The organism is Stenotrophomonas sp. CFBP8980 (assembly GCF_034046095.1).
GTDB lineage: Bacteria > Pseudomonadota > Gammaproteobacteria > Xanthomonadales > Xanthomonadaceae > Stenotrophomonas > Stenotrophomonas lacuserhaii.
On sequence record NZ_JAXCXF010000004.1, the window covers coordinates 227,602 to 247,715 of the forward strand.

The 20,114-nt window shown below is 67.6% G+C and carries 16 protein-coding genes; 13 read left to right on the plus strand and 3 right to left on the minus strand.

Translation table 11 applies throughout. The annotated features are described in order from the left end of the window. Window positions 1–7 precede the first annotated feature (7 nt). The gene (locus tag SOM47_RS11230; RefSeq protein WP_320505592.1) at window positions 8–1,099 is read right to left on the minus strand and encodes a Ca2+-dependent phosphoinositide-specific phospholipase C; all 1,092 of its coding nucleotides are present in this window, start codon (window positions 1,097–1,099) and stop codon (window positions 8–10) included. Window positions 1,100–1,285: 186 nt separating this feature from the next. On the opposite strand from SOM47_RS11230, the gene SOM47_RS11235 reads away from it, so the two are divergent. Further along, on the plus strand, window positions 1,286–2,566 hold the full coding sequence (locus tag SOM47_RS11235; RefSeq protein ID WP_320505593.1) for a putative DNA modification/repair radical SAM protein: 1,281 nt from the start codon (window positions 1,286–1,288) through the stop codon (window positions 2,564–2,566). A gap of 1 nt (window position 2,567) precedes the next feature. Beyond that, complete coding sequence (locus SOM47_RS11240; protein WP_320505655.1) at window positions 2,568–4,022, plus strand: UdgX family uracil-DNA binding protein; 1,455 nt, start codon at window positions 2,568–2,570, stop codon at window positions 4,020–4,022. On the opposite strand, the gene xth is transcribed toward SOM47_RS11240, so the two are convergent. Further along, a complete protein-coding gene (gene xth, locus SOM47_RS11245) occupies window positions 3,991–4,803 on the minus strand; it encodes an exodeoxyribonuclease III (protein ID WP_042613555.1) in 813 nt (270 codons plus the stop codon). The genes SOM47_RS11240 and xth overlap by 32 nt on opposite strands. Window positions 4,804–4,893: 90 nt before the next feature. On the opposite strand from xth, the gene SOM47_RS11250 reads away from it, so the two are divergent. The 11 genes from SOM47_RS11250 (at window position 4,894) to SOM47_RS11300 (ending at window position 17,399) form a co-directional block, all read left to right on the plus strand. Further along, on the plus strand, window positions 4,894–5,319 hold the full coding sequence (locus SOM47_RS11250) for a YqaA family protein (RefSeq protein ID WP_042613556.1): 426 nt from the start codon (window positions 4,894–4,896) through the stop codon (window positions 5,317–5,319). A 145-nt stretch (window positions 5,320–5,464) separates the two neighbouring features. Continuing rightward, on the plus strand, window positions 5,465–6,052 hold the full coding sequence (locus tag SOM47_RS11255; protein WP_320505594.1) for a biliverdin-producing heme oxygenase: 588 nt from the start codon (window positions 5,465–5,467) through the stop codon (window positions 6,050–6,052). Beyond that, entirely contained in the window at window positions 6,049–8,280 is a 2,232-nt protein-coding gene (locus SOM47_RS11260) for an ATP-binding protein (RefSeq protein WP_320505595.1), read from the plus strand. The genes SOM47_RS11255 and SOM47_RS11260 overlap by 4 nt, the downstream gene beginning before the upstream one ends. Beyond that, entirely contained in the window at window positions 8,277–8,750 is a 474-nt protein-coding gene (locus SOM47_RS11265; RefSeq protein WP_042613559.1) for a response regulator, read from the plus strand. The genes SOM47_RS11260 and SOM47_RS11265 overlap by 4 nt, the downstream gene beginning before the upstream one ends. Continuing rightward, complete coding sequence (locus SOM47_RS11270) at window positions 8,743–11,142, plus strand: PAS domain-containing hybrid sensor histidine kinase/response regulator (protein ID WP_042613560.1); 2,400 nt, start codon at window positions 8,743–8,745, stop codon at window positions 11,140–11,142. Before SOM47_RS11265 ends, SOM47_RS11270 begins: the two co-directional genes overlap by 8 nt. Window positions 11,143–11,214: 72 nt before the next feature. Further along, window positions 11,215–11,853, plus strand: coding sequence for a M23 family metallopeptidase (locus tag SOM47_RS11275; protein WP_192083584.1), 639 nt, complete (start codon window positions 11,215–11,217; stop codon window positions 11,851–11,853). A 152-nt stretch (window positions 11,854–12,005) separates the two neighbouring features. Further along, window positions 12,006–12,650 (plus strand): aldehyde dehydrogenase iron-sulfur subunit PaoA, encoded by a 645-nt coding sequence (gene paoA, locus SOM47_RS11280; RefSeq protein WP_042613561.1) that lies wholly within the window; start codon window positions 12,006–12,008, stop codon window positions 12,648–12,650. Further along, window positions 12,647–13,597 carry an FAD binding domain-containing protein gene (locus tag SOM47_RS11285; RefSeq protein ID WP_042613562.1) on the plus strand — a complete coding sequence of 317 codons (951 nt, stop codon included), beginning with the start codon at window positions 12,647–12,649 and terminating at the stop codon, window positions 13,595–13,597. Before paoA ends, SOM47_RS11285 begins: the two co-directional genes overlap by 4 nt. 3 nt (window positions 13,598–13,600) lie before the next feature. Then, window positions 13,601–15,799 (plus strand): aldehyde oxidoreductase molybdenum-binding subunit PaoC, encoded by a 2,199-nt coding sequence (paoC, locus tag SOM47_RS11290; protein WP_320505596.1) that lies wholly within the window; start codon window positions 13,601–13,603, stop codon window positions 15,797–15,799. After that, the gene (locus tag SOM47_RS11295; RefSeq protein ID WP_320505597.1) at window positions 15,796–16,797 is read left to right on the plus strand and encodes an XdhC family protein; all 1,002 of its coding nucleotides are present in this window, start codon (window positions 15,796–15,798) and stop codon (window positions 16,795–16,797) included. The genes paoC and SOM47_RS11295 overlap by 4 nt, the downstream gene beginning before the upstream one ends. Beyond that, on the plus strand, window positions 16,794–17,399 hold the full coding sequence (locus tag SOM47_RS11300; protein ID WP_320505598.1) for a nucleotidyltransferase family protein: 606 nt from the start codon (window positions 16,794–16,796) through the stop codon (window positions 17,397–17,399). The genes SOM47_RS11295 and SOM47_RS11300 overlap by 4 nt, the downstream gene beginning before the upstream one ends. Before the next feature lie 284 nt (window positions 17,400–17,683). Here the strand turns inward: SOM47_RS11300 and SOM47_RS11305 are convergent, their stop codons facing one another. Continuing rightward, window positions 17,684–20,038 carry a GH92 family glycosyl hydrolase gene (locus tag SOM47_RS11305; protein ID WP_320505599.1) on the minus strand — a complete coding sequence of 785 codons (2,355 nt, stop codon included), beginning with the start codon at window positions 20,036–20,038 and terminating at the stop codon, window positions 17,684–17,686. Window positions 20,039–20,114: the final 76 nt, after the last annotated feature.

The window sequence follows — 20,114 nt, forward strand, 5'->3', positions numbered from 1 at the left end:
TTGCTGTTCAAGGCAGGGCTTCAAGATCGGTCATGCCGCAGTGGTCTGCGCGCACGGGATTGCAGGTCGCCGCTGCCCCCTGCGGCAGCGGCACCTGGTAACCGGTGGCGAAGCGCGGATCGGGCCAGAGATAATCCGTCGATACATACTGCGCCCCGCCGGCCAGTGCGGCGTCACGCCGCCGGATATCCCCGGTGCGCGCCTCGCGGGTTTCCGCATCGGCACGGGTGCGCACGATGAAACCCTGTTGCACCGCGCGGCGGATCTGGTCCGCTTGGCCGATCGGGTCGTTTAGGGTCATGTAGGCAGCGGCCGGTGAATCGGCATCGGTGTTGACGAACAGCACCCTGCCCTGCAATGAACGGCGATCGCCCCGATACAGCGCCACCTTCGCCGGACCTTCGTCCAGCGCGAACAGGAAGCGGCCGCGCGCCTGCTCCAGCGCCGGCCAGTTTCCCGCCAGCACCGCCTCGCGCAGCGTCGGGTAGTCGGCCTGCACGTCATCGGGCACGATCAGTTTTTCCGGCCCGAGCACCGCGCGGATTTCCGCATCCAGCGCGTCGAACGCCGCCGCATCGAAGCGCAATGCGTCGATGCCACCCAGGCGGGCGTTCTGGTCATCCTTGGCGTTGACCAGCAGCAGGATCGGCGCGTGACGGGGATGTGCATCGGACCACGCGCGCAGCTGCCGCAGGCACTGCAGCAGTCTGGTGCAGCTGCTGGCATTGTCCAGCCCAGGCATGTGCAGCACCTTGAAGCCTGGCCGTTGCAGGTCCGGGTCGGCCGATCCGGCCGCGTAATGGCCACCCTGCGGGTCGAAGTTGACGTCCAGCTCGATCTGGCGCGCCCCGTGCTGCAGCTGCTCGACCAGGGGACGGTGGGCGTAGTCCAGCGCCTGCGCCATCTCCGGCTCGCGTCCGGCAAGCGCCTGCAGGCGGGCTTGCGGCATCGGCAGCTTGTAACTGTTGTGGGTGCCGACGGCAAGCACATCGTTGATGCGCAGCACGGTAGGCGTTGCCGCAGCGGCGGCGGCGGCGGCGGCCGGACCCAGGGCCAGCAACAACAGCAGTGCGGATCGGGGTCTGCGGGAGAATGCCACTTGGAATAACCTGTCAGCTGCGGGGCCGGCCAGCATGCCGATGCGCGCATACACACAGATGACAGACGCCACCTGTTAGTATTTATGCTAACTGGCTGGAATCGACACGCGATGTCGACTGAAGCCTTCAGATTGCCGTTGCTGTCCGTCTCACAGCCTGAGACGCGCCCTCCCTAGCGTGGCCCCATGGAAACCCTGCGCAAACTCGAAATCCTCGCCGACGCGGCAAAGTACGATGCTTCGTGTGCCTCCAGCGGGGCCGGCAAGCGCGACTCGAAAAAATCCGGTGGCATCGGCAGCACCGAAGGGTCCGGCATCTGCCACAGCTATACCCCGGATGGCCGCTGCGTCTCCCTGCTGAAGATCCTGCTCACCAACTTCTGCATCTACGACTGCGCCTACTGCGTGAACCGCGTATCGAGCAACGTGCCGCGCGCCCGCTTCCGCGTGGCCGAAGTCGTCGCGCTGACGTTGGACTTCTACAAACGCAACTACATCGAGGGGCTGTTCCTGTCCAGCGGCATCATCCGCAGTGCCGACTACACCATGGAGCACATGGTGGAGGTGGCGCGCCAACTGCGCGAAGAACACCGCTATGCCGGCTACATCCACCTCAAGACCATTCCCGAGGCCTCGCCGGAACTGCTGGCGGCAGCGGGAAAGTACGCCGATCGCCTGTCGATCAACGTCGAGCTGCCGACCGAAGCCGGCCTGGCCGCGTTCGCGCCGGAAAAGACCATGCCCACCATCCGCGGCGCGATGGGTGAGCTGCGCTGGCGCATCGAGGAATCCAGGGAGGAGCGCGCCCGTCCTTCCGTGGTGGCCACCCCGCACCGCAGCGCGCAGAAGCGCGCGCCGAAGTTCGCGCCTGCCGGTCAGAGCACGCAGATGATCGTCGGTGCCGACGGTGCCAGCGACCGCGACATCCTGACCACCTCCGACCAGCTGTACGGCAATTACCACATGCGTCGGGTCTACTATTCCGCCTTCAGTCCGATTCCCGATGCCAGCAAGGCACTGCCGCTGCAGCCCCCGCCGCTGCAGCGCGAGCATCGGTTGTACCAGGCCGACTGGCTGCTGCGCTTCTATGGCTACGGTATCGAAGAGATCACCGACACTACCCGGGACGGCATGCTGGACCTGGACATCGACCCGAAGATGGCCTGGGCGCTGCGCCATCCCGAGCAGTTCCCGGTGGACCTCAACCTGGCACCGAAGGAACTGCTGCTGCGGGTGCCGGGACTGGGCGTACGCAACGTCAAGCGCGTGCTGATGGCGCGCCGCCACGGTCGGCTGCGGGTGGCCGATGTGGCGCGGCTGCGCGCGCCGATGCGCAAGCTGCTGCCGTTCGTGCAGCTGCTGGACCACCATCCGCACCGTCGGCTGGATGATCCGGCCAGCCTGCGTGCCAGCCTGGCGCCCCCGCCGCGGCAGGGCTCGTTGTTCGGCGAAAGCCTTGCCAGCTGAAATGCAGCGGTGGTCGGCACGGATCGATCCGCCGTGGTCACTGGATGCCTGGCGGGCGGCCGCGCGCCTGGGGCTTGCTGCCGGCGTGACACCGGAGCAGATCGACTGGCTGGAGGGCACCGAGGCATCGCTGCTGGATGCGCCGACGCTTGCTGGCGCGGCGACGTCGGGCGGCGGCGCTCCCGGCCCACGCGTGTCCAAGGCCTTCCTGGAACTGGCGGCCAGCGTGCTGTGCCACCGCGATCCGCAGCGCCTGCCGCTGCTGTACCGCTTGTTGTGGCGGATCGCCCACGGCCAGCGCGAGGTGCTGTCCAACCCCGCCGATGCCGATGTGCTGCGCGCCAATGCGCTGGCGCAGGCGGTACGCCGCGATTCGCACAAGATGAAGGCCTTCGTGCGCTTCCGCGAGGTGCCCGGCGAAGACGATGCGTTCATCGCCTGGTTCGAACCGGACCACCACATCGTGGACCGCGTCGCGCCATTCTTCGCGCGCCGCTTTGCCGGCATGCGCTGGGCCATCCTGACGCCCTCGCGCAGTGCGTACTGGGATGGCAGCCATCTGAGCGCCGGGCCCGGTGCACAGCGCAGCGACGCCCCTGCCGATGACTCACGCGAGGAGCTGTGGCGCACCTATTACGCCAGCATCTTCAACCCGGCGCGGTTGAATGAGCGCATGATGCGCCAGGAGATGCCGGTGAAATACTGGAAGCACCTGCCCGAAGCCACGTTGCTGCCGCGTCTGGTACGCGATGCCGGTACGCGTGTCGAGGAAATGCATGCGCGCGAAGCATTGGCGCCGCAGCGCCGGATTCCCGAGGCCCCACTGCTGCCGTCGGCAGCCGCCGCACGCGCCGCCGAGGCCCTTCCCGATTCACTCACTGCGCAGCGCCACCGCGCCGCCGCCTGCCGGCGCTGCGCGCTGTGGGAACCGGCCACCCAGACCGTGTTCGGCGAAGGACCGGCCGATGCGCGGGTGATGCTGATCGGTGAGCAGCCCGGAGACCGAGAGGACCTCAGCGGCCGACCGTTCGTGGGGCCGGCCGGCCAGTTGCTGGATCGCGTGCTCGCCGAGGCCGGCATTGACCGGACCACGCTGTACCTGACCAACGCGGTGAAGCATTTCCGCTTCCAGCGCCGGGGCAAAGTCCGCGTGCACCAGCGCCCCGACCGCGAGCACGTGCAGGCCTGCCGTTCCTGGTTGGCGGGTGAGATCGAGCAGGTACGTCCGGAGACGGTGGTCTGCCTCGGGGCTACCGCCGCCTCGGCGCTGCTCGGCACCGCGTTCCGTTTCAGCGAGGGACGTGGCCAGTGGCACACCCTGCATGACGGCACCCCGGCGCTGGTCACCGTGCATCCGTCGTGGGTACTGCGCCAGGGCGAGGGCGCCGCGCGCGAGGCCGCCCATGCGCTGCTGCTGGCCGACCTCAGGAAGCTCGGCGGACCGCCGGCAGTTTGATCCTGGCCCAGGTGGGCGCATGGTCACTGGCCTTCTCCTGCAGGCGCACCCAACGGTCCACGCCGGCCTCTACCAGTCCCTGCGCCAGCACCGGATTCAGCAGCAGGTGGTCGATGCGCAGGCCGCGGTCGCGTTGCGCGTGCTGGCGGAAATAATCCCAGAAGGTATACACCCGTTGCTCACCGAAACAGGACCGCAGCGCATCGGTCCAACCCTGCGCCAGAAGCTCCTGGTAGGCCTCGCGCACCGCCGGCTGGATCAGCGCATCCTTCTTCCAGGCGGCGGCGTCGTACACATCCTCATCGGTGGGAATGACGTTGAAATCACCGACCATCGCCACGGGATGCTCCAGCGTCACCAGGGTGCGGGCATGGCGCGCGAGCCGCTGCATCCACGCCAGCTTGTAATCGTACTTCGGCCCCGGCTGCGGATTACCGTTGGGCAGGTAAAGCGCGGCCACCACGATGCCGTGTACCGCCGCCTCGATATAGCGTGCCTGGGTATCCGCGGGTGCGCCGGGAAGGCCGCGGCGACTCTCCACTGGAACGCTGCCGCGGGCCAGCAGCGCAACGCCGTTCCACGACGCCTGGCCTTGCCAGATCGCCCCGTAGCCTGCGCCTTCGATGGCGGCGATCGGGAACCCACTGTCGGTCGCCTTCAGTTCCTGCAGGGCGACGACATCCGGCTGTTCCTGCTCCAGCCACGCCAGCAGGTGCGGCAGACGGCTGTTGATGCCGTTGACGTTGAAGGTCGCGATCGTCAGCGTGCGCGAACGGGGCATGCAGCACCTCGGTTGCTGCGGATGGACCGGCACAGGATGGCGCGGGCGGTCTGAAAGCCGCGCGACGACACCGCCACCGTAGAATGATGCATGCTTTCCCTGTCCGGCCTGTTCCTCGCCGCCCTCATCGCTGCCACCCTGCTGCCCGCCCAGTCCGAGGCGGTGCTGGTGGCCTTGCTGCTGGAAGGCGGCGATCCGGTCCTGCTGGTCGCGGTGGCGACCGCCGGCAACGTGCTGGGATCGCTGTTCAACTGGTGGCTTGGACTGCAGGTGCAGCGGTTCCAGGGACGTCGCTGGTTCCCGGTATCGGCAACCCGGCTGGAACGCGCGCAGGCCTGGTATCGACGTCATGGGCGCTGGTCGCTGCTGCTGTCGTGGGCTCCGGTGATCGGCGACCCGATCACCCTGGCCGCCGGGGTGATGCGCGAGCCGCTGCGGGTCTTCCTGCCGCTGGTGCTCATCGCCAAGGGCATGCGCTACATCGTGCTCGCCTTGGTGACCCTCGGGCTGATGTAGACCGGTAGCGCCGACCCATGACTGGCGAGCGCAGCGGGCCGTTGGCGCATCACCGGAGCACATGAAATTCCGTTGACACGAGGCCAGCGAGCGGTCTGATATTCTGCAGCGTCTCCCCTATCGTGCATCCTGCCTGTCGTCGTCGATGCCAGTACCTGAACCGGCCCTGCCGCCTACCCGTGCCGAGCGCCTGAAACGCGCCACCCATGAAACGCACGAGCGGCTGGACCAGCGCATCATGGCCCAACGCATCTTCGAAAGCCGCGAACGCTTCGCCGCCTTCCTGCGCGTGCAGCACCGCCTGCACCAGCACGTGGACTGCCTCTACGCTGCACCGGCATTGCAACCGCTGCTGCCCGACCTGCCTGCCCGGCGTCGGCTGGAAGGGATCACCCGCGACCTGTACGACCTGCAGGCTCCCCTGCCTGCGCCGGTCCCGGCGCTGCCCGCCACCCTGCCCCTGCCCGCCGCGCTGGGCTGGCTGTACGTGGCCGAAGGATCCGCGTTGGGCGGCGCGGTGATCTACAGACTGGCCGCGCCGCTGGGCGTGGACCGGGCCTTCGGTGCACGCCATCTTGCTCCTCCTGCCGGGGGCGTTGCGCCCCATTGGCGCCGCTTCACCACTGCATTGAATGCCATCGCGCTGCCCGAGGCAGACGAACGGCACGTGGAGGACGGCGCACGCGCTGCCTTCGCCGCCGTGGGCAGGTTCGTTACCGAGGAGTTCCCATGAACGACGCCCCTGATGTCGACCTGGATCTTTCCAGCTGCGCGCGTGAACCGATCCATACGCCCGGGGCCATCCAGCCGTACGGGCTGTTGCTGGTGGTGGACCCGCTGTCAATGCGGGTGCAGGAACGTGCCATAGGCCAGGCGCAGGTACTGGAGGACTTCGGCGATCCGCTGGACCAGCACCTGGACCGGGTGCTCGGCGGCGCGCTGGTGCCCTATCGGCGGCATCTGGACCTGCTGGCACCGGAATCCACGGTGTTCCTCGGCTCGATCCAGCTCGGGCGGTCCGGTCGCCACCATGCGCTGGCGCACCGCAGCGAAACGCATTTCATCATCGAACTGGAAGAGCCGATGGACGGCGAACCCGGCTCGCTGGAAGACCTGTATCCGCACATACGCCGCTTCATGGGCGAGGTCGAGACGGCCCCGGACATCGCTTCGCTGTGCGAGATCGGTGCGCGCCACGTACGCGACCTGTCCGGTTTCGACCGCACGCTGATCTACCAGTTCGACAAGGACTGGAACGGCGCGGTGGTAGCCGAAGATCGCAATGACCGGCTGCCGTCCTACATGGACCTGCGCTTCCCCGAATCGGATATCCCGGCGCAGGCACGTGAGCTGTATCGCCGCAACCGCGTGCGGCTGATCGCCGACAACGACTACCGGGCGGTGCCGTTGCTGCGCAGTGCAGGCCTGGCCGGCGCCGCTCCCACCGACCTCAGCCTGGCGGTCCTGCGCAGCGTTTCGCCCGTGCACCTGCAGTACATGCGCAACATGGGAACCGGCGCCTCGCTGTCGGTGTCGCTGCTGGCAGAAGGCCGTCTGTGGGGGCTGGTGTCCTGCCACAACCAGCTGCCGCGCCGCGTGCCCTATCACGTCCGCACCGCGTGTGAGTTCATCGGGCAGATCCTGTCGTTGCAGATCGCCTTGAAGGAGCGCGCGTTGGCGGTGGAAGAGCGCATCGCGCGGCGCGCCATCCAGGTCCGCCTGCTCGGGCGGATGGCAGGCGACGAGGATTTCATGGCGGCACTGGGTCGCGACCAGAAAAGCCTGCTGGACCTTACCGGCGCCACCGGCGCGGCGATCGTCCACCGCGGCCAATGCGTGCTGCTGGGACAGACCCCGGGGCAGACCGACGTCAATGCGCTGGTGGACTGGCTGACCCGCCATCACCCCGCCGAAGACGTGTTTCACACCGATGCCCTGCCCGCGATCTGGCCGGAAGCGGCTGCCTTCGCCGACCTCGCCAGCGGCGTCATGGCCATTTCCATCTCGCAGCTGCACGACAGTTTCGTGCTGTGGTTCCGCGCCGAAGTCATGCGCACGGTGAGCTGGGGGGGCGAGCCCCGCAAGGCCCTCGTCGACGGCAGGCTCTCGCCGCGGCTGTCCTTCGAGGCATGGAAGGAAACGGTGCGCGAGCAGTCCACGCCCTGGCAGGATGTGGACCGCGACGCAGCGATCGAGCTGCGCACGGCCATCGTGGACATCGTGCTGCGCAAGGCCGAGGAAATGGCCGAACTCAATGAACAGCTGCTGCGCAGTAACAAGGAGCTGGAGGCGTTTTCCTATTCGGTCAGCCACGACCTGCGCGCGCCTTTCCGCCACATCGTCGGCTATTCCGAACTGCTGGGCAGTTCGGCGGCGGATAAGCTGAGCGACACCGAAAAACGCTTCCTGGCCACGATCGTGGAATCGGCCAAATCCGCCGGCACGCTGGTCGATGACCTGCTCAGTTTCTCGCAGATGGGCCGCTCCAGCATGGGCCTGGTGAGCGTGGATGTCGCCGCGCTGGTGGAAGACGTGCAGCGCAACCTGGTCATGGAAACCGGCGGGCGCAGCATCACTTGGTCCATCGCACCGTTGCCGCGGGTCGAGGCCGATTCCAGCATGCTGCGGCTGGTGTGGCAGAACCTGCTGGGCAATGCGATCAAGTTCACCCGTGACAGCGCCGAGCCGACCATCGAAATCGGCCACGAAGACAACGGCAGCGAGCACGTCTTCCATGTCCGCGACAACGGCTGCGGGTTTGACATGCGCTATGTCGACAAGCTGTTCGGGGTCTTCCAGCGGTTGCACCACGCCGACGAGTTCGAAGGCACCGGTATCGGGCTGGCCAACGTCCACCGCATCGTCAGCCGGCACGGCGGCCGCACCTGGGCCGAAGGCGAGCCGGGCTTCGGCGCCACGTTCCATTTCACCTTACCGTATTCCCAACGAGGTACTGCATGAGGGACCTGCGACCGATCCTGCTCGTGGAAGACAACCCGAAAGACGCCGAGCTGACCCTCGATGCGCTGGCACGCTGCCAGTTGCTCAACCAAGTGACCCATGTGCGCGACGGGGTCGAAGCACTGCAGTACCTGCGCGGCGAAGGCGCTTGGCAGGACCTCAACCATGGGGGCCCCGTGGTCGTGCTGCTGGACCTGAAGCTGCCCAAGTTGAACGGCCTGGAAGTGCTGGCAGAGGTACGCGGTGACCGCCACCTCAGCCGCACCCCGATCGTGATGCTGACGTCCTCGCGCGAAGAGCAGGACCTGGTTCGCAGCTACGAGCTGGGCGTCAATGCGTTCGTCGTCAAGCCGGTGGACTTCAAGGAATTCTTCGACGCCATCCAGGGTCTGGGAATGTTCTGGGGCATCACCAACAATCCGCCGCCGCATCCCATCCGCCCGCCAGGCCAAGGCCGCACGAATGACTGAAACCGCCGGGGATGCGCCGATCCGCATCCTCATGCTCGAGGACAGTGCGCTCGACGCGGAACTGATCCAAGCGCAGCTGTCCCGCGCGCGCATGGCGTTCGTGATCCAGCGCGTGTGGACGCGGGAAGCGTTCCTCGCCGAGCTCGATGGTGATCGCCACGACGTGATCCTTGCCGACCACGTCCTGCCCGGCTTCGACGGCGACACCGCATTGACCCTGGCCAGCGAGCGGGTGCCGCAGCTGCCTTTCATCTTCGTCTCCGGCACCCTGACCGAAGAACTGGCCGTGCAGGCGCTGACCCGCGGCGCGCGCGACTACGTAGTCAAGCAGCGCCTGCAGCGCCTCCCCGATGCCATCCTGCGCGCCATCCGTGAAGCGGAAGCCAGGGAGAAGCTGCGCCGGGCCGAGGTGGAACTCAAACAGAGCCGTGACCGCCTGCAGCTGATCACCGATTCGATGCCCGCACTGATCGCCCACCTGGGCCCGGACCATCGTTACCGCTTCGCCAACAATGCTTACCAGGCCTGGCATGGACGGCCGCCAGCGGAGATGATCGGCCTGCAGATCAGTGAAGTGGCCGGCCCGGGCATGTTCGATGCCGCCCTGCCCCACCTGCAGCAGGTGCTGCAGGGTGAACGGGTCAGCTTCGAGCTGGAGGTCCCGCGCGCCGACGGGAGCGCACGCCATGTGCTGCTCGACGGCGTGCCGGAGATCGCCGCCGATGGCCAGGTAGCCGGCTACTACACCCTGGCCCGCGACATCAGCGACCTCAAGCAGGCCGAGCTGTTGCTGCGTGATGCCAACGAATCGCTTGAACAGCAGGTCGAGCAGCGCACCGCCGACCTGCGCCAGAGCGAAAGCCGGCTGCAGGCCGTGTTTGAATCCAGCTTCCAGCTGCAGGTGCTGATCAGCCCGGACGGCCGCGTGCTGGATGCCAACCGGGCCTCGCTGGCGGCGATCCTGGCAGAGAAAAGCGATGTCAGCGGCCGCCTGTTCTGGAACTCGGCCTGGTTTTCCGGCAGCCCGGATGCGGCCACCGCCGTGCACGGCGCCGTGCAGGCCGCCGCCGCCGGCAACGAATCCCGGCAGGAACTGGAGCTGCAACTGCCCACCGGCACCCGCTCGTTCGAGTTTTCCTTCCGCCCGCTGCTCGATCACCATCGGACGGTCACCGCCGTGGTCTCCGAAGCCGTGGAAACCACCGCACGCCGGCAGGCCGAAGAGGCTTTGCGGCAGAGCCAGAAGATCGAGGCGGTTGGCCAGCTGACCGGTGGCATCGCCCATGATTTCAACAACATCCTGACCGTCATCGCCGGCAACGTGGAGCATGCCAAGCTGCTGACCGATCGCCTCGGCGAGCAGGCAGGCCCCGTTTCGCGCCCGCTGGACAACGCACTGAAGGGGGTGCTGCGCGCGGCCAGCCTCACCCAGCGCCTGCTGGCCTTCGCACGCCGCCAGCCGCTGCTGAACCAGGCGGTCAACCTCAACGAGCAGGTGCAGGGCATGCAGGACATGCTGCAGCGCGCCCTCGGCGAACTGGTCAGGCTGGAGATCGCGACCGCGCCGGATGTGTGGTGCGTGGAGGTCGATCCGGGCCAGCTGGAAGCGTCCATCCTCAACCTGGCGGTGAACGCGCGCGACGCGATGCCCGACGGCGGGACGCTGGTGCTGGAGACGGGCACCAGCGTGCTGGACGAGGAGTTCGCCGAACAGAATCCAGACGTCCCGCCCGGGCAGTACGCGGTGCTGCGGGTCCGCGATGATGGGCATGGCATGGACGCGGACACCATGGCCCGGGTGTTCGAACCGTTCTTCACCACCAAGGAAGTCGGTCGCGGAACCGGTCTCGGCCTGTCGATGGTGTATGGCTTCGTCAAGCAGTCCGGTGGCCACGTGCAACTGGATTCCACCCCCGGCAGCGGCACGGTGATCACCATGCTGTTCCCGCGTTCCAGCCTGCCGCTGCCGGGCCCGCGGCTGGCCGAGGACAATGGCTACGCCGAGTACGAGGCACGGGATGAAATCATCCTGGTGGCTGAAGACAACGACGACGTGCGTGCCTATACCGTCGAAGCGCTGCGCCAGTTCGGCTACCGCGTCCTGGAGGCGCATGACGGGCCATCGGCGCTGCGCCTGCTGGATCGTCCCGATGTGGACGTGGACCTGCTGTTTTCGGACATCGTGATGCCCGGCATGACCGGCTGGGAACTTGCCCGCCAGTCACGCCAGCGCAAGCCCGCGCTGAGCATCCTGTTCACTTCGGGCTATCCGCGCGACCATCAGTCCAACAACCAGCTTGGCCGGAACATCGCGATCCTGCCCAAGCCGTTCACCCGCATCGACCTGGCACGGGCGGTGCGTGGCACCCTGGACGAAGAACGCGCCGGCTGACCGGCCCGCCCCGGGGCGCGGCAGGTTCGATCAGTCCGTCGGCGGCCACGCACCGTTGATGCCGCCGCTGGCATGCTGGACCGTCCTCCAAGACCGGCCTGCCTGTTGACTGATCCCACCGCCGCACCTGCAGCTCCTTCGCCCGCGCGAAAACTCCGCCGCTGGCTGTTGCGCCTGTTCTGGATCGCCGTGCTGATCGTGGCCGGCGGTGCGCTCTGGAACAGCCGCTGGGCCGATGTGCCGCGCGCGATGTGGGAGATCTCACGGATGCCCGCGCCCACCGCCCTGCCGGTGCCGGTCGAAGGCGTCCGCGCACGCCAGGTGGCCGACACCTTCGGTGCCCCACGCGGCGCCGATCGCACCCATGCCGGGGTGGACATCTTCGCCGCACGCGGCACCGCCGTGCGCAGCGCCACCCGCGGCATCGTGATGGACGTGCGCGAGGGCGGCCTGGGCGGGCGCCAGGTGTGGATCCAGGGGCCCGCACGGGAACGCTACTACTACGCCCACCTGGATGGCTGGCGGGACGGGCTGGCGCGCGGCGAGGTGGTCGATGCGGGGACACTGCTGGGCTATGTCGGCGATACGGGCAACGCCAAGGGCACGCCGCCGCACCTGCACTGGGGCATCTATGGCGCGCAGGGTGCCTACGATCCGCTGCCATTGCTGAAAGCCTGGGCAGCGCGCCCGCCGCCCGCGTCGGGTCGCTGACGCCGTGCTCCCCTGCCTTGCTCCCGCTGGGCGTCGGTTCACCCCCTGACTACTTCGCTGCAGCCATGCTGGAGTCGTCGGTGCCCTTTCTGGATCGGAGCGCCGCGATCCCCTCAGCCATGCCTGCACCCGCCATAGAGGATCCGCCTTGCATGAATACCCCTCCCCAATTCGCGCTCAGCCGGCGCACCCTGCTGAAGCTCGGCGCGGGCTCGGCATCGGTGCTGGTCGCCCCTGCCGCCATGGCTGAGGTGCCCGGTATCGGCGCCCCTGCGCGCGCGCCGGTCACCGCCGAGGTGGCTTTCAAGGTCAACGGCAAGGCCCGGGCATTGAAACTGGATACGCGTGTCACCCTGCTCGACGCGCTGCGCGAGCACCTGCACCTGACCGGCACCAAGAAAGGCTGTGACCACGGCCAGTGCGGCGCCTGCACGGTGATCGTCGACGGCCGTCGCATCAACGCCTGCCTGAGCCTGGCGGTGATGCACGAAGGTGCCGAGATCACCACCATCGAAGGCCTGGGATCACCCGATGACCTGCACCCGATGCAGGCCGCCTTCGTCAAGCATGATGGCTACCAGTGCGGCTATTGCACGCCGGGGCAGATCTGCTCGGCCGTTGCGGTACTGAAGGAAATCAAGGATGGAATACCCAGCCATGTCACCGCCGACCTGACCGCGCGCAGCGAGGCAAGCGCTGAAGAAATACGCGAGCGCATGAGTGGCAACCTGTGCCGCTGCGGCGCCTATTCCAACATCATCGAAGCCATTGAAGACGTCGGAGGCCAGCACGCATGAGAGCCTTCACCTACGAACGCGCCCGCACCCCGGCCGAAGCGGCCGCGGCCGCCGCCCGTACCCAGGGTGCCCGTTTCATCGCCGGCGGCACCAACCTGCTGGACCTGATGAAGCTGGAGATCGAGATCCCCAGCCATCTGATCGACGTCAATGGGCTCAAACTGGATACCATCGAGGCCACCGAGGACGGCGGCATGCGCATCGGCGCACTGGTGCGCAACACCGACCTGGCCGCCGACAACCGCATCCGCCGCGACTACGCCCTGCTGACCCGTGCGCTGGTGGCTGGCGCGTCCGGACAGCTGCGCAACAAAGCCACCACCGCCGGCAACCTGCTGCAGCGCACCCGCTGCCCTTACTTCTACGATACCGCCCAGCCCTGCAACAAGCGTCTGCCCGGCAGTGGTTGCGCGGCCATCGGCGGCGTCAGCCGGCAGCTGGCGGTGATCGGCACCAGCCCATCCTGCATCGCCACCCATCCCAGCGACATGGCCGTGGCCATGATGCTGCTGGATGCAACGGTGGAAACCGTGCGCGCCGACGGCAGCTCGCGCCGCATCGCACTGGATGAGTTCTACCGCGCACCGGGAAAGACCCCGCACATCGAAACGGTGCTGGAAAAAGGCGAGCTGATCACCGCCGCCGTCCTGCCTGCCCCGCTGGGCGGTACCCACATCTACCGCAAGGTACGCGACCGTGCGTCCTACGCGTTCGCGCTGGTGTCGGTCGCCGCCGTGCTGCAGGCCGACGGCAGTGGCCGCGTGGCACTGGGTGGCGTGGCCTACAAGCCATGGCGCAGCGACGCCGCTGACGCCCTGTTGCCGCAGGGCGCGCGCGCGGTGGTCGGCAACCTGTTGCAGGGCGCCACGCCCAGTCCTGAAAACCAGTTCAAGGTACAGCTTGCCGAACGCACGCTGGCCTCGGTCCTGCTGCAGGCGAGGAGCTGATCCATGAAATTCGATACCCCCGCAGGCACCAATCCGATCGACCAGATGAAGGTGGTCGGCAAACCGCTGGACCGCATCGATGGCCCGCAGAAGACCACCGGACACGCCCGTTACGCCTACGAATGGCACGACGTGGCCGCATCTGCTGCCTACGGCTACGTGGTCGGCGCCGGCATCGCCAAGGGCCGGGTCACCGCGATGGACCTCGATGCCGCACGTGCCTCGCCCGGCGTGCTGGCGATCGTCACTGCCGACAACGCCGGCACGCTGCACAAAGGCGACCGCAACACGGCCCCGTTGCTGGGCGGCCCGCAGGTGGATCACTACCACCAGGCACTGGCACTGGTGGTGGCCGAGACCTTCGAACAGGCGCGCGCCGCCGCGGACCTGGTACGGATCCGCTATGCCCCGGCCAAAGGGGTGTTCGACCTTGATGCCGCGAAAAAGGCCGGAAACAAGCTGCAGGACACCGATCCGGATGCGCGGGTGGGCAATTTCGAAAAAGCCTACGGCGATGCACCGGTCACGCTGGACGCCACGTACCACACCCCCGACCAGTCGCACGCGATGATGGAACCGCACGCCTCGCTGGCGGCCTGGGAGGGTGGCCAGCTGACCGTGTGGACCTCCAACCAGATGATCGCCTGGGGAAAGAAAGACCTGGCCACTACGCTCGGCCTGCCGGAGGACAAGGTGCGCCTGGTATCGCCGTTCATTGGCGGCGGCTTCGGCGGCAAGCTGTTCATCCGTTCCGACGTGGTGCTGGCCGCTCTCGGTGCGCGCGCAGCCAAGCGCCCGGTCAAGCTGGCGCTGCAGCGGCCGTTGATCGCCAACAACACTACCCACCGGCCTGCCACCGTGCAGCGCATCCGGCTGGGTGCCACGGCCGAAGGCACGCTTACCGCGATCGGCCATGAGTCGTGGTCTGGCAACCTGACCGGCGGCTCGCCGGAAGAGGCGGTACAGCAGACCAAGCTGCTGTACGCCGGCGCCAATCGACTGGCCGGCCTGCGCCTGCACACGATGGACCTGCCGGAAGGCAACGCCATGCGCGCACCGGGCGAAGCACCGGGGCTGATGGCGCTGGAAATCGCCATGGACGAAATGGCCGAGAAGCTCAAGCTGGACCCGGTCGAATTCCGGATCCGCAACGATACCCAGTTCGACCCGTCCAACCCCGAACGGCCGTTCTCGCAGCGGCAGCTGGTGCAGTGCCTGCGGGAGGGCGCGCAGCGCTTCGGCTGGGACAAGCGGTCCGCCGCGCCGGCCCAACGCCGCGACGGCCGTTGGCTGGTCGGCATGGGCGTGGCCGCCGGCTTCCGCAACAACCTGGTGATGAAGTCCGGCGCGCGGGTGCGGCTGGACGCCAAGGGCCATGTCACCGTGGAAACCGACATGACCGACATCGGTACCGGCAGCTACACCATCCTCGGCCAGACCGCTGCGGAAATGCTCGGCGTGAGCCTGGACCAGGTCACGGTAAAGCTGGGCGATTCCAGCTTCCCGGCCTCGGCCGGCTCCGGCGGCCAGTGGGGCGCCAACAGTGCCACCGCCGGCGTGTTCGCGGCCTGCACCAAGCTGCGCGCAGCCATTGCCGGCAAGCTCGGCTACGACGCGGACAGCGCCACCTTCGCCGACGGCAAGGTCGGCGATGGCAACCGCTCGGCGCCGCTGGGCAAGGCCGCCGCCGATGGTGAACTGGTGGTCGAAGACAGCATCGAGTTCGCCACGCTGGAAGAGAAGTACCAGCAGTCCACCTTCGCTGCACATTTCGTGGAAGTCGGCGTGGACGTGGCCACCGGCGAAAGCCGCATCCGCCGCATGCTCGCCGTCTGCGCCGCCGGCCGCATCCTCAATCCGAAGACCGCGCGCAGCCAGGTGATCGGTGCGATGACGATGGGCATCGGCGCGGCGCTGTCCGAAGAGCTGGCCGTCGATACCCGCCTGGGCTTCTTCGTCAACCACGACCTGGCCGGCTACGAAGTACCGGTGCATGCCGATGTCCCGCACCAGGAGGTCGTGTTCCTGGACGAAGCCGATGCGATCTCTTCGCCGATGAAGGCCAAGGGCGTGGGGGAGCTGGGGCTGTGCGGTGTCAGCGCGGCGGTCGCCAACGCGATCTACAACGCGACCGGCGTGCGCGTGCGCAGCTATCCGATAACACTGGACAAGCTGCTCGGTGGGCTGCCGGACATCGCATGACCCGGCTGCCTGCCATCCCGGTAGTGGACGTGCCCGATGCCGGGATGGCACGGGTGCTGGAGGCAGCGGCCGCTGCGTGCACCGCTGGCCAGCCGGTGACGCTGGCGGTGGTGCTGGAGACCGAAGGCTCCACCTACGCAAGGCCCGGCACTCTGGTGCTATTCGGCGAACGCACGCACGTCGGTTGGCTCAGCGGCGGCTGCCTGGAGCCGGAGATCGAGCGCGTGGCACGGGAGTGCGCCACGAGCGCTCGCATCGGCTGGATGGAGATCGATACCCGCGACGATTCCGCGCTGTTCTCCGGTAATGCGGTCGGCTGCCGCGGCTGCCAGCGCGTCCTGCTGTTGCCGTTGTCCGCGCTGCCCGGGGTTGCCGCGGTGCTGCAGGGATGGTTGCGCGGAGAGGGTCCGTTGCGGCTGGACGTGGATGCCGGCGGCGGCGTGCGCATTGGCTGTGCAGGCTTCGTGGTGGATCAGCGCCTTCCCTTCGATTCCTGTGGTTTCCACGCCACGCAGAGGCTGTGGTCGCTGCGCTGGATGCCGCCGCCGCGCGCCCTCCTGCTCGGCGCCGGTCCCGAAGTAGCGGCGCTGTGGCCAACGCTGCGGGGGCTCGGCTGGCAGGTCCGGGTGGCGGACCCACGCGCGTCGTGGCGTGCGCGCAGCCAGGTCGAGGTGGAGCCGCTGGCTGCCACGACCGCGCTGGCCGATGCCTCCGTCGTGCCCGACGTCGTGCTGGTGATGCATCACAATTTCGAACTCGACCTGCAGGCACTGGAGGCGCTGGCGCCCTGCGCCGTTCCCTTCATCGGGCTGCTCGGCCCGACCCGGCGCCGCGATGACCTGTTCTCGTTGCTGCCCGACACCGCACGGCTCGCCTTGCAGCCACGCCTGCATTCGCCGGTCGGGCTGGACCTGGGGGGACGCGGCCCCGACGCGATCGCGCTGAGCATCGCCGCCCAGCTGCAGTCGTGGCGCCACGCCGCCACGGCGTCCGTGTGAGCGAGCGCGCCGGGCATGCCGTGGTGCTGCTCGCCGCCGGCAGCAGCACGCGGCTGGGCCAGCCCAAACAGCTGCTGCGCCGCGATGGCGAAACCCTGTTGCGCCGTGCGGCACGTAGTGCGCTGGAGACCGGCCCGGAGGTCCTCCTCGTCGTCCTGGGCAGCAATCGGTCCGTGTACCAGGCCGCACTCCAGGACCTGCCGTACGAGACGGTCATCAATGAAAACGCCGCCAGCGGCATGGCCAGCAGCCTGCAGGCTGCTGCATCGCACGTGGCCGGCCATGCCCAGGTGCTGGTGATGGTGTCGGACCAGCCGGCGCTTTCGACCGCGCACCTGCAGTGCCTGCTGGAGGGTGCACGCCGGTCACGCTCCGGCTGCGCGGCTACCCGCCTGCAGGGGCTGGCCGGCGTGCCGGCGGTGGTGCCTGGTGACTGGTTCGACGCGTTGCCGCAACACGCAGCCAATGCCGGCTTCCGTGCCCGGCTGCGCGCGCTCGCCGATGACGCGCTGCTGCTGTTGCCGGCAGGCGGGCTGGAGCTTGATATCGACACCCCGCAGGACCTGGCGCATGCGCGCGCCTTGGGACTGCTGGACCCCTGATCCCGAAACCGTTCTGCGTCGGCGATGACGGGCGGGGCCGGACGCTGGGGCTGTGCGGGGGACGGCAAAAGCCGCTCCTGCGGGCCTCGTTTCGCGCCATCCATGGCGCTCAACGCCCCCGCCCAGCCCCACCGCCCGCCCCTCTGACAGGGTCCTGGCGCCGCCACCCGCGTAATAAAAATAAAAAGCGGTAGCGCCGACCCATGGTCGGCGAGCGCAGCGGGCCGTTGGAGGGGGCGTTCCGCCGACCAACAGGTCGGCGCTACCAGGACACAGTACGCCGGTTACTGCTGCAACGCGCCGGACATCGAATACGGTCGTTCGGCGTCTTTTCCGGGCCATGCGGTGTTGGCTTCGGCCTGCATCACGAATCGCAGCTCACCTCCGGCGATGATCTCGTCGTGGCGCAGGAACGCACGCTGCAGCGGCTTGCCGTTGAGCGTGGCCGAGGCGATGTAGCCGTGTCCCGCCGTCAGTCCTTCGGCGACAATGGTGAAGACCTTGCCATTGGGCAGGTTCAAGGTCGCCTTGGGCAGGAACGGCCGGCCGATGATGTACTCGCCACTGCCCGGTGCAATCGGATAGAAACCCAGCGCGGTGAACAGATACCACGCCGACATCTGGCCGAGGTCGTCATTGCCTGCCAGGCCATCGGGGCGATCGGCGTACTGGGTGTCCATGATCTGCTTCAGACGTGCCTGGGTGCGCCACGGCTGGCCTGCATGGGCGTACAGGTAGGCTACGTGGTGGCTGGGCTCGTTCCCGTGCGCATACCAGCCGATCAGCCCGGTGATGTCTTCCATGTGCTCGAACACGGCCGGGTCGACCTTGGCCTCGAACACCTGGTCCAACCGCTTCAACAGCGCGTCGCTGCCGCCGTGTGCATCGGCCAGGCCCTGCACGTCCTGCGGCACGTACCAGGAATACTGCCAGGCGTTGCCTTCGGTGTAATCAGTGCCATAGCCGCTGGCCGACGGATCGAACGGGGTGCGGAAACTACCGTCGCGCTTGCGCGCGCGCATGAAGCCGGTCTCTTTGTCGAACGCATGCCGCCAGTTGCCCGCACGCTTGCCGAACTCGGCAGCGACATCCTTGCGTCCCATCGCCTGCGCCATGCGTGCGATGGTCCAGTCGTCGAAGGCATACTCCAGCGTCTTGCTGGCGGCTTCGCCTTCTTCGTCGATCGGCACCCAGCCCAGCTCACGATATTGCGCGATGCCATCGTAGGGACCGTAATTGGCAGTGGCGACCATCGCCTCAAGCGCCTTGTCGCCATCGAAGCCGCGGATGCCCTTCAGGTAGGCGTCGGCGATCACCGGAACGGCGTGATAGCCGATCATGCACCAGGTTTCCTGGCCGTGGAACGACCACACCGGCAGCATGCCGTAAGGGCTGTGCGCCTGGTGGGCGAGCAGCGAATTGATGAAATCACTGTTGCGCTGCTCCGGCTGCACCAGGGTCAGCAGCGGATGCAGGGCGCGATAGGTATCCCACAGCGAGAACGTGGAATGGTGGCGGAACCCTTCGGCACGGTGCACCGCATTGTCCGGACCACGGTACTGCCCATCCACGTCCATCGACAGGGTCGGCCCGAGCAGCGAGTGATACAGCGCGGTATAGGCGCTGCGGCGGTCCGGCAATGGCGCTTGGATGTCCACCACCGCAAGTGCTTCCATCCACTTCTTCTTTGCATCGGCGCGTACGCGGTCGAAGTCGAACGCGGGCACCTCGGCATCCAGGTTGGCGATGGCACCTGCCTCGCTGACCGAGGAAATGGCCACCTTCGCCACCAGCGGACCGTCGAGCTTGCCAAAATCAAAGGTTGCCACCAGTTGGCGGCCTTCCACCTGTGCCCGCTGCAACGGCGAGCCGTGCCCCGGTGGCGGGAAGCCCTTGTAGGCGATGTCCGTTTCGGTGTTGTGCAGCGCATGCCCGGTGAGCGGGCGCGAGAAGCGCATCGCGAAGTACAACTGGCGCCCCGGTGCCCAGCCCCTGGTTTCGCGGAAGCCGGTGACCGTGCCGTCTTCATGCACGCGCAGGCGCGACCACAGGATCTTGCCGGGGTAGTCGTACAGGCTGGTGCGCAGGTCCAGCAGCACCTTGGCCTGCTCCCCTGCCGGGAAACGATAGCGGTGCACGCCGACGCGCTCACTCGCGGTCAGCTCGGCGCGTACGCGGTGATCGTCAAGGGTCACTGCGTAATAGCCCGGCTCGGCGCGCTCGTCCTTGTGGCTGAAGCGCGACGCATAACCGCTGCGCGGCTTGTCCGGATCGCCGCGTTCCAGCCCGGGTTCGCCGGTGTAGGGCATCAGCAGCACATCGCCGAGGTCGGAATGGCCAGAGCCGGAAAAATGGGTGTGCGAGAAGCCGACGATGCTGGTGTCGTCGTGGCGGTAGCCGGCGGCCCAGTCATAGGCCTTTTCGCGGGGTTGGATGCGCGTGTCCGGACTGAGCTGCACCATGCCGAACGGGACGGTGGCACCGGGATAGGTATGCCCCTCGCCAGCCGTGCCGATGAAGGGATCGACTGCAGCGAAGGCGCGCTCACCCACGCTGGCAGTCCCGGCCGCTGCCGCCGTTGAGCCCAACAGCATTGCGGCTGCAAGAAGTATCCATCGACGCTTCGCACGGTTTGGCATGGGCGGCATTTAGATCGATTCAGGGAACCCGATCCTAGCACCGGCGGGCGCGCCGTTCATGCTGCATTGCGTTGTT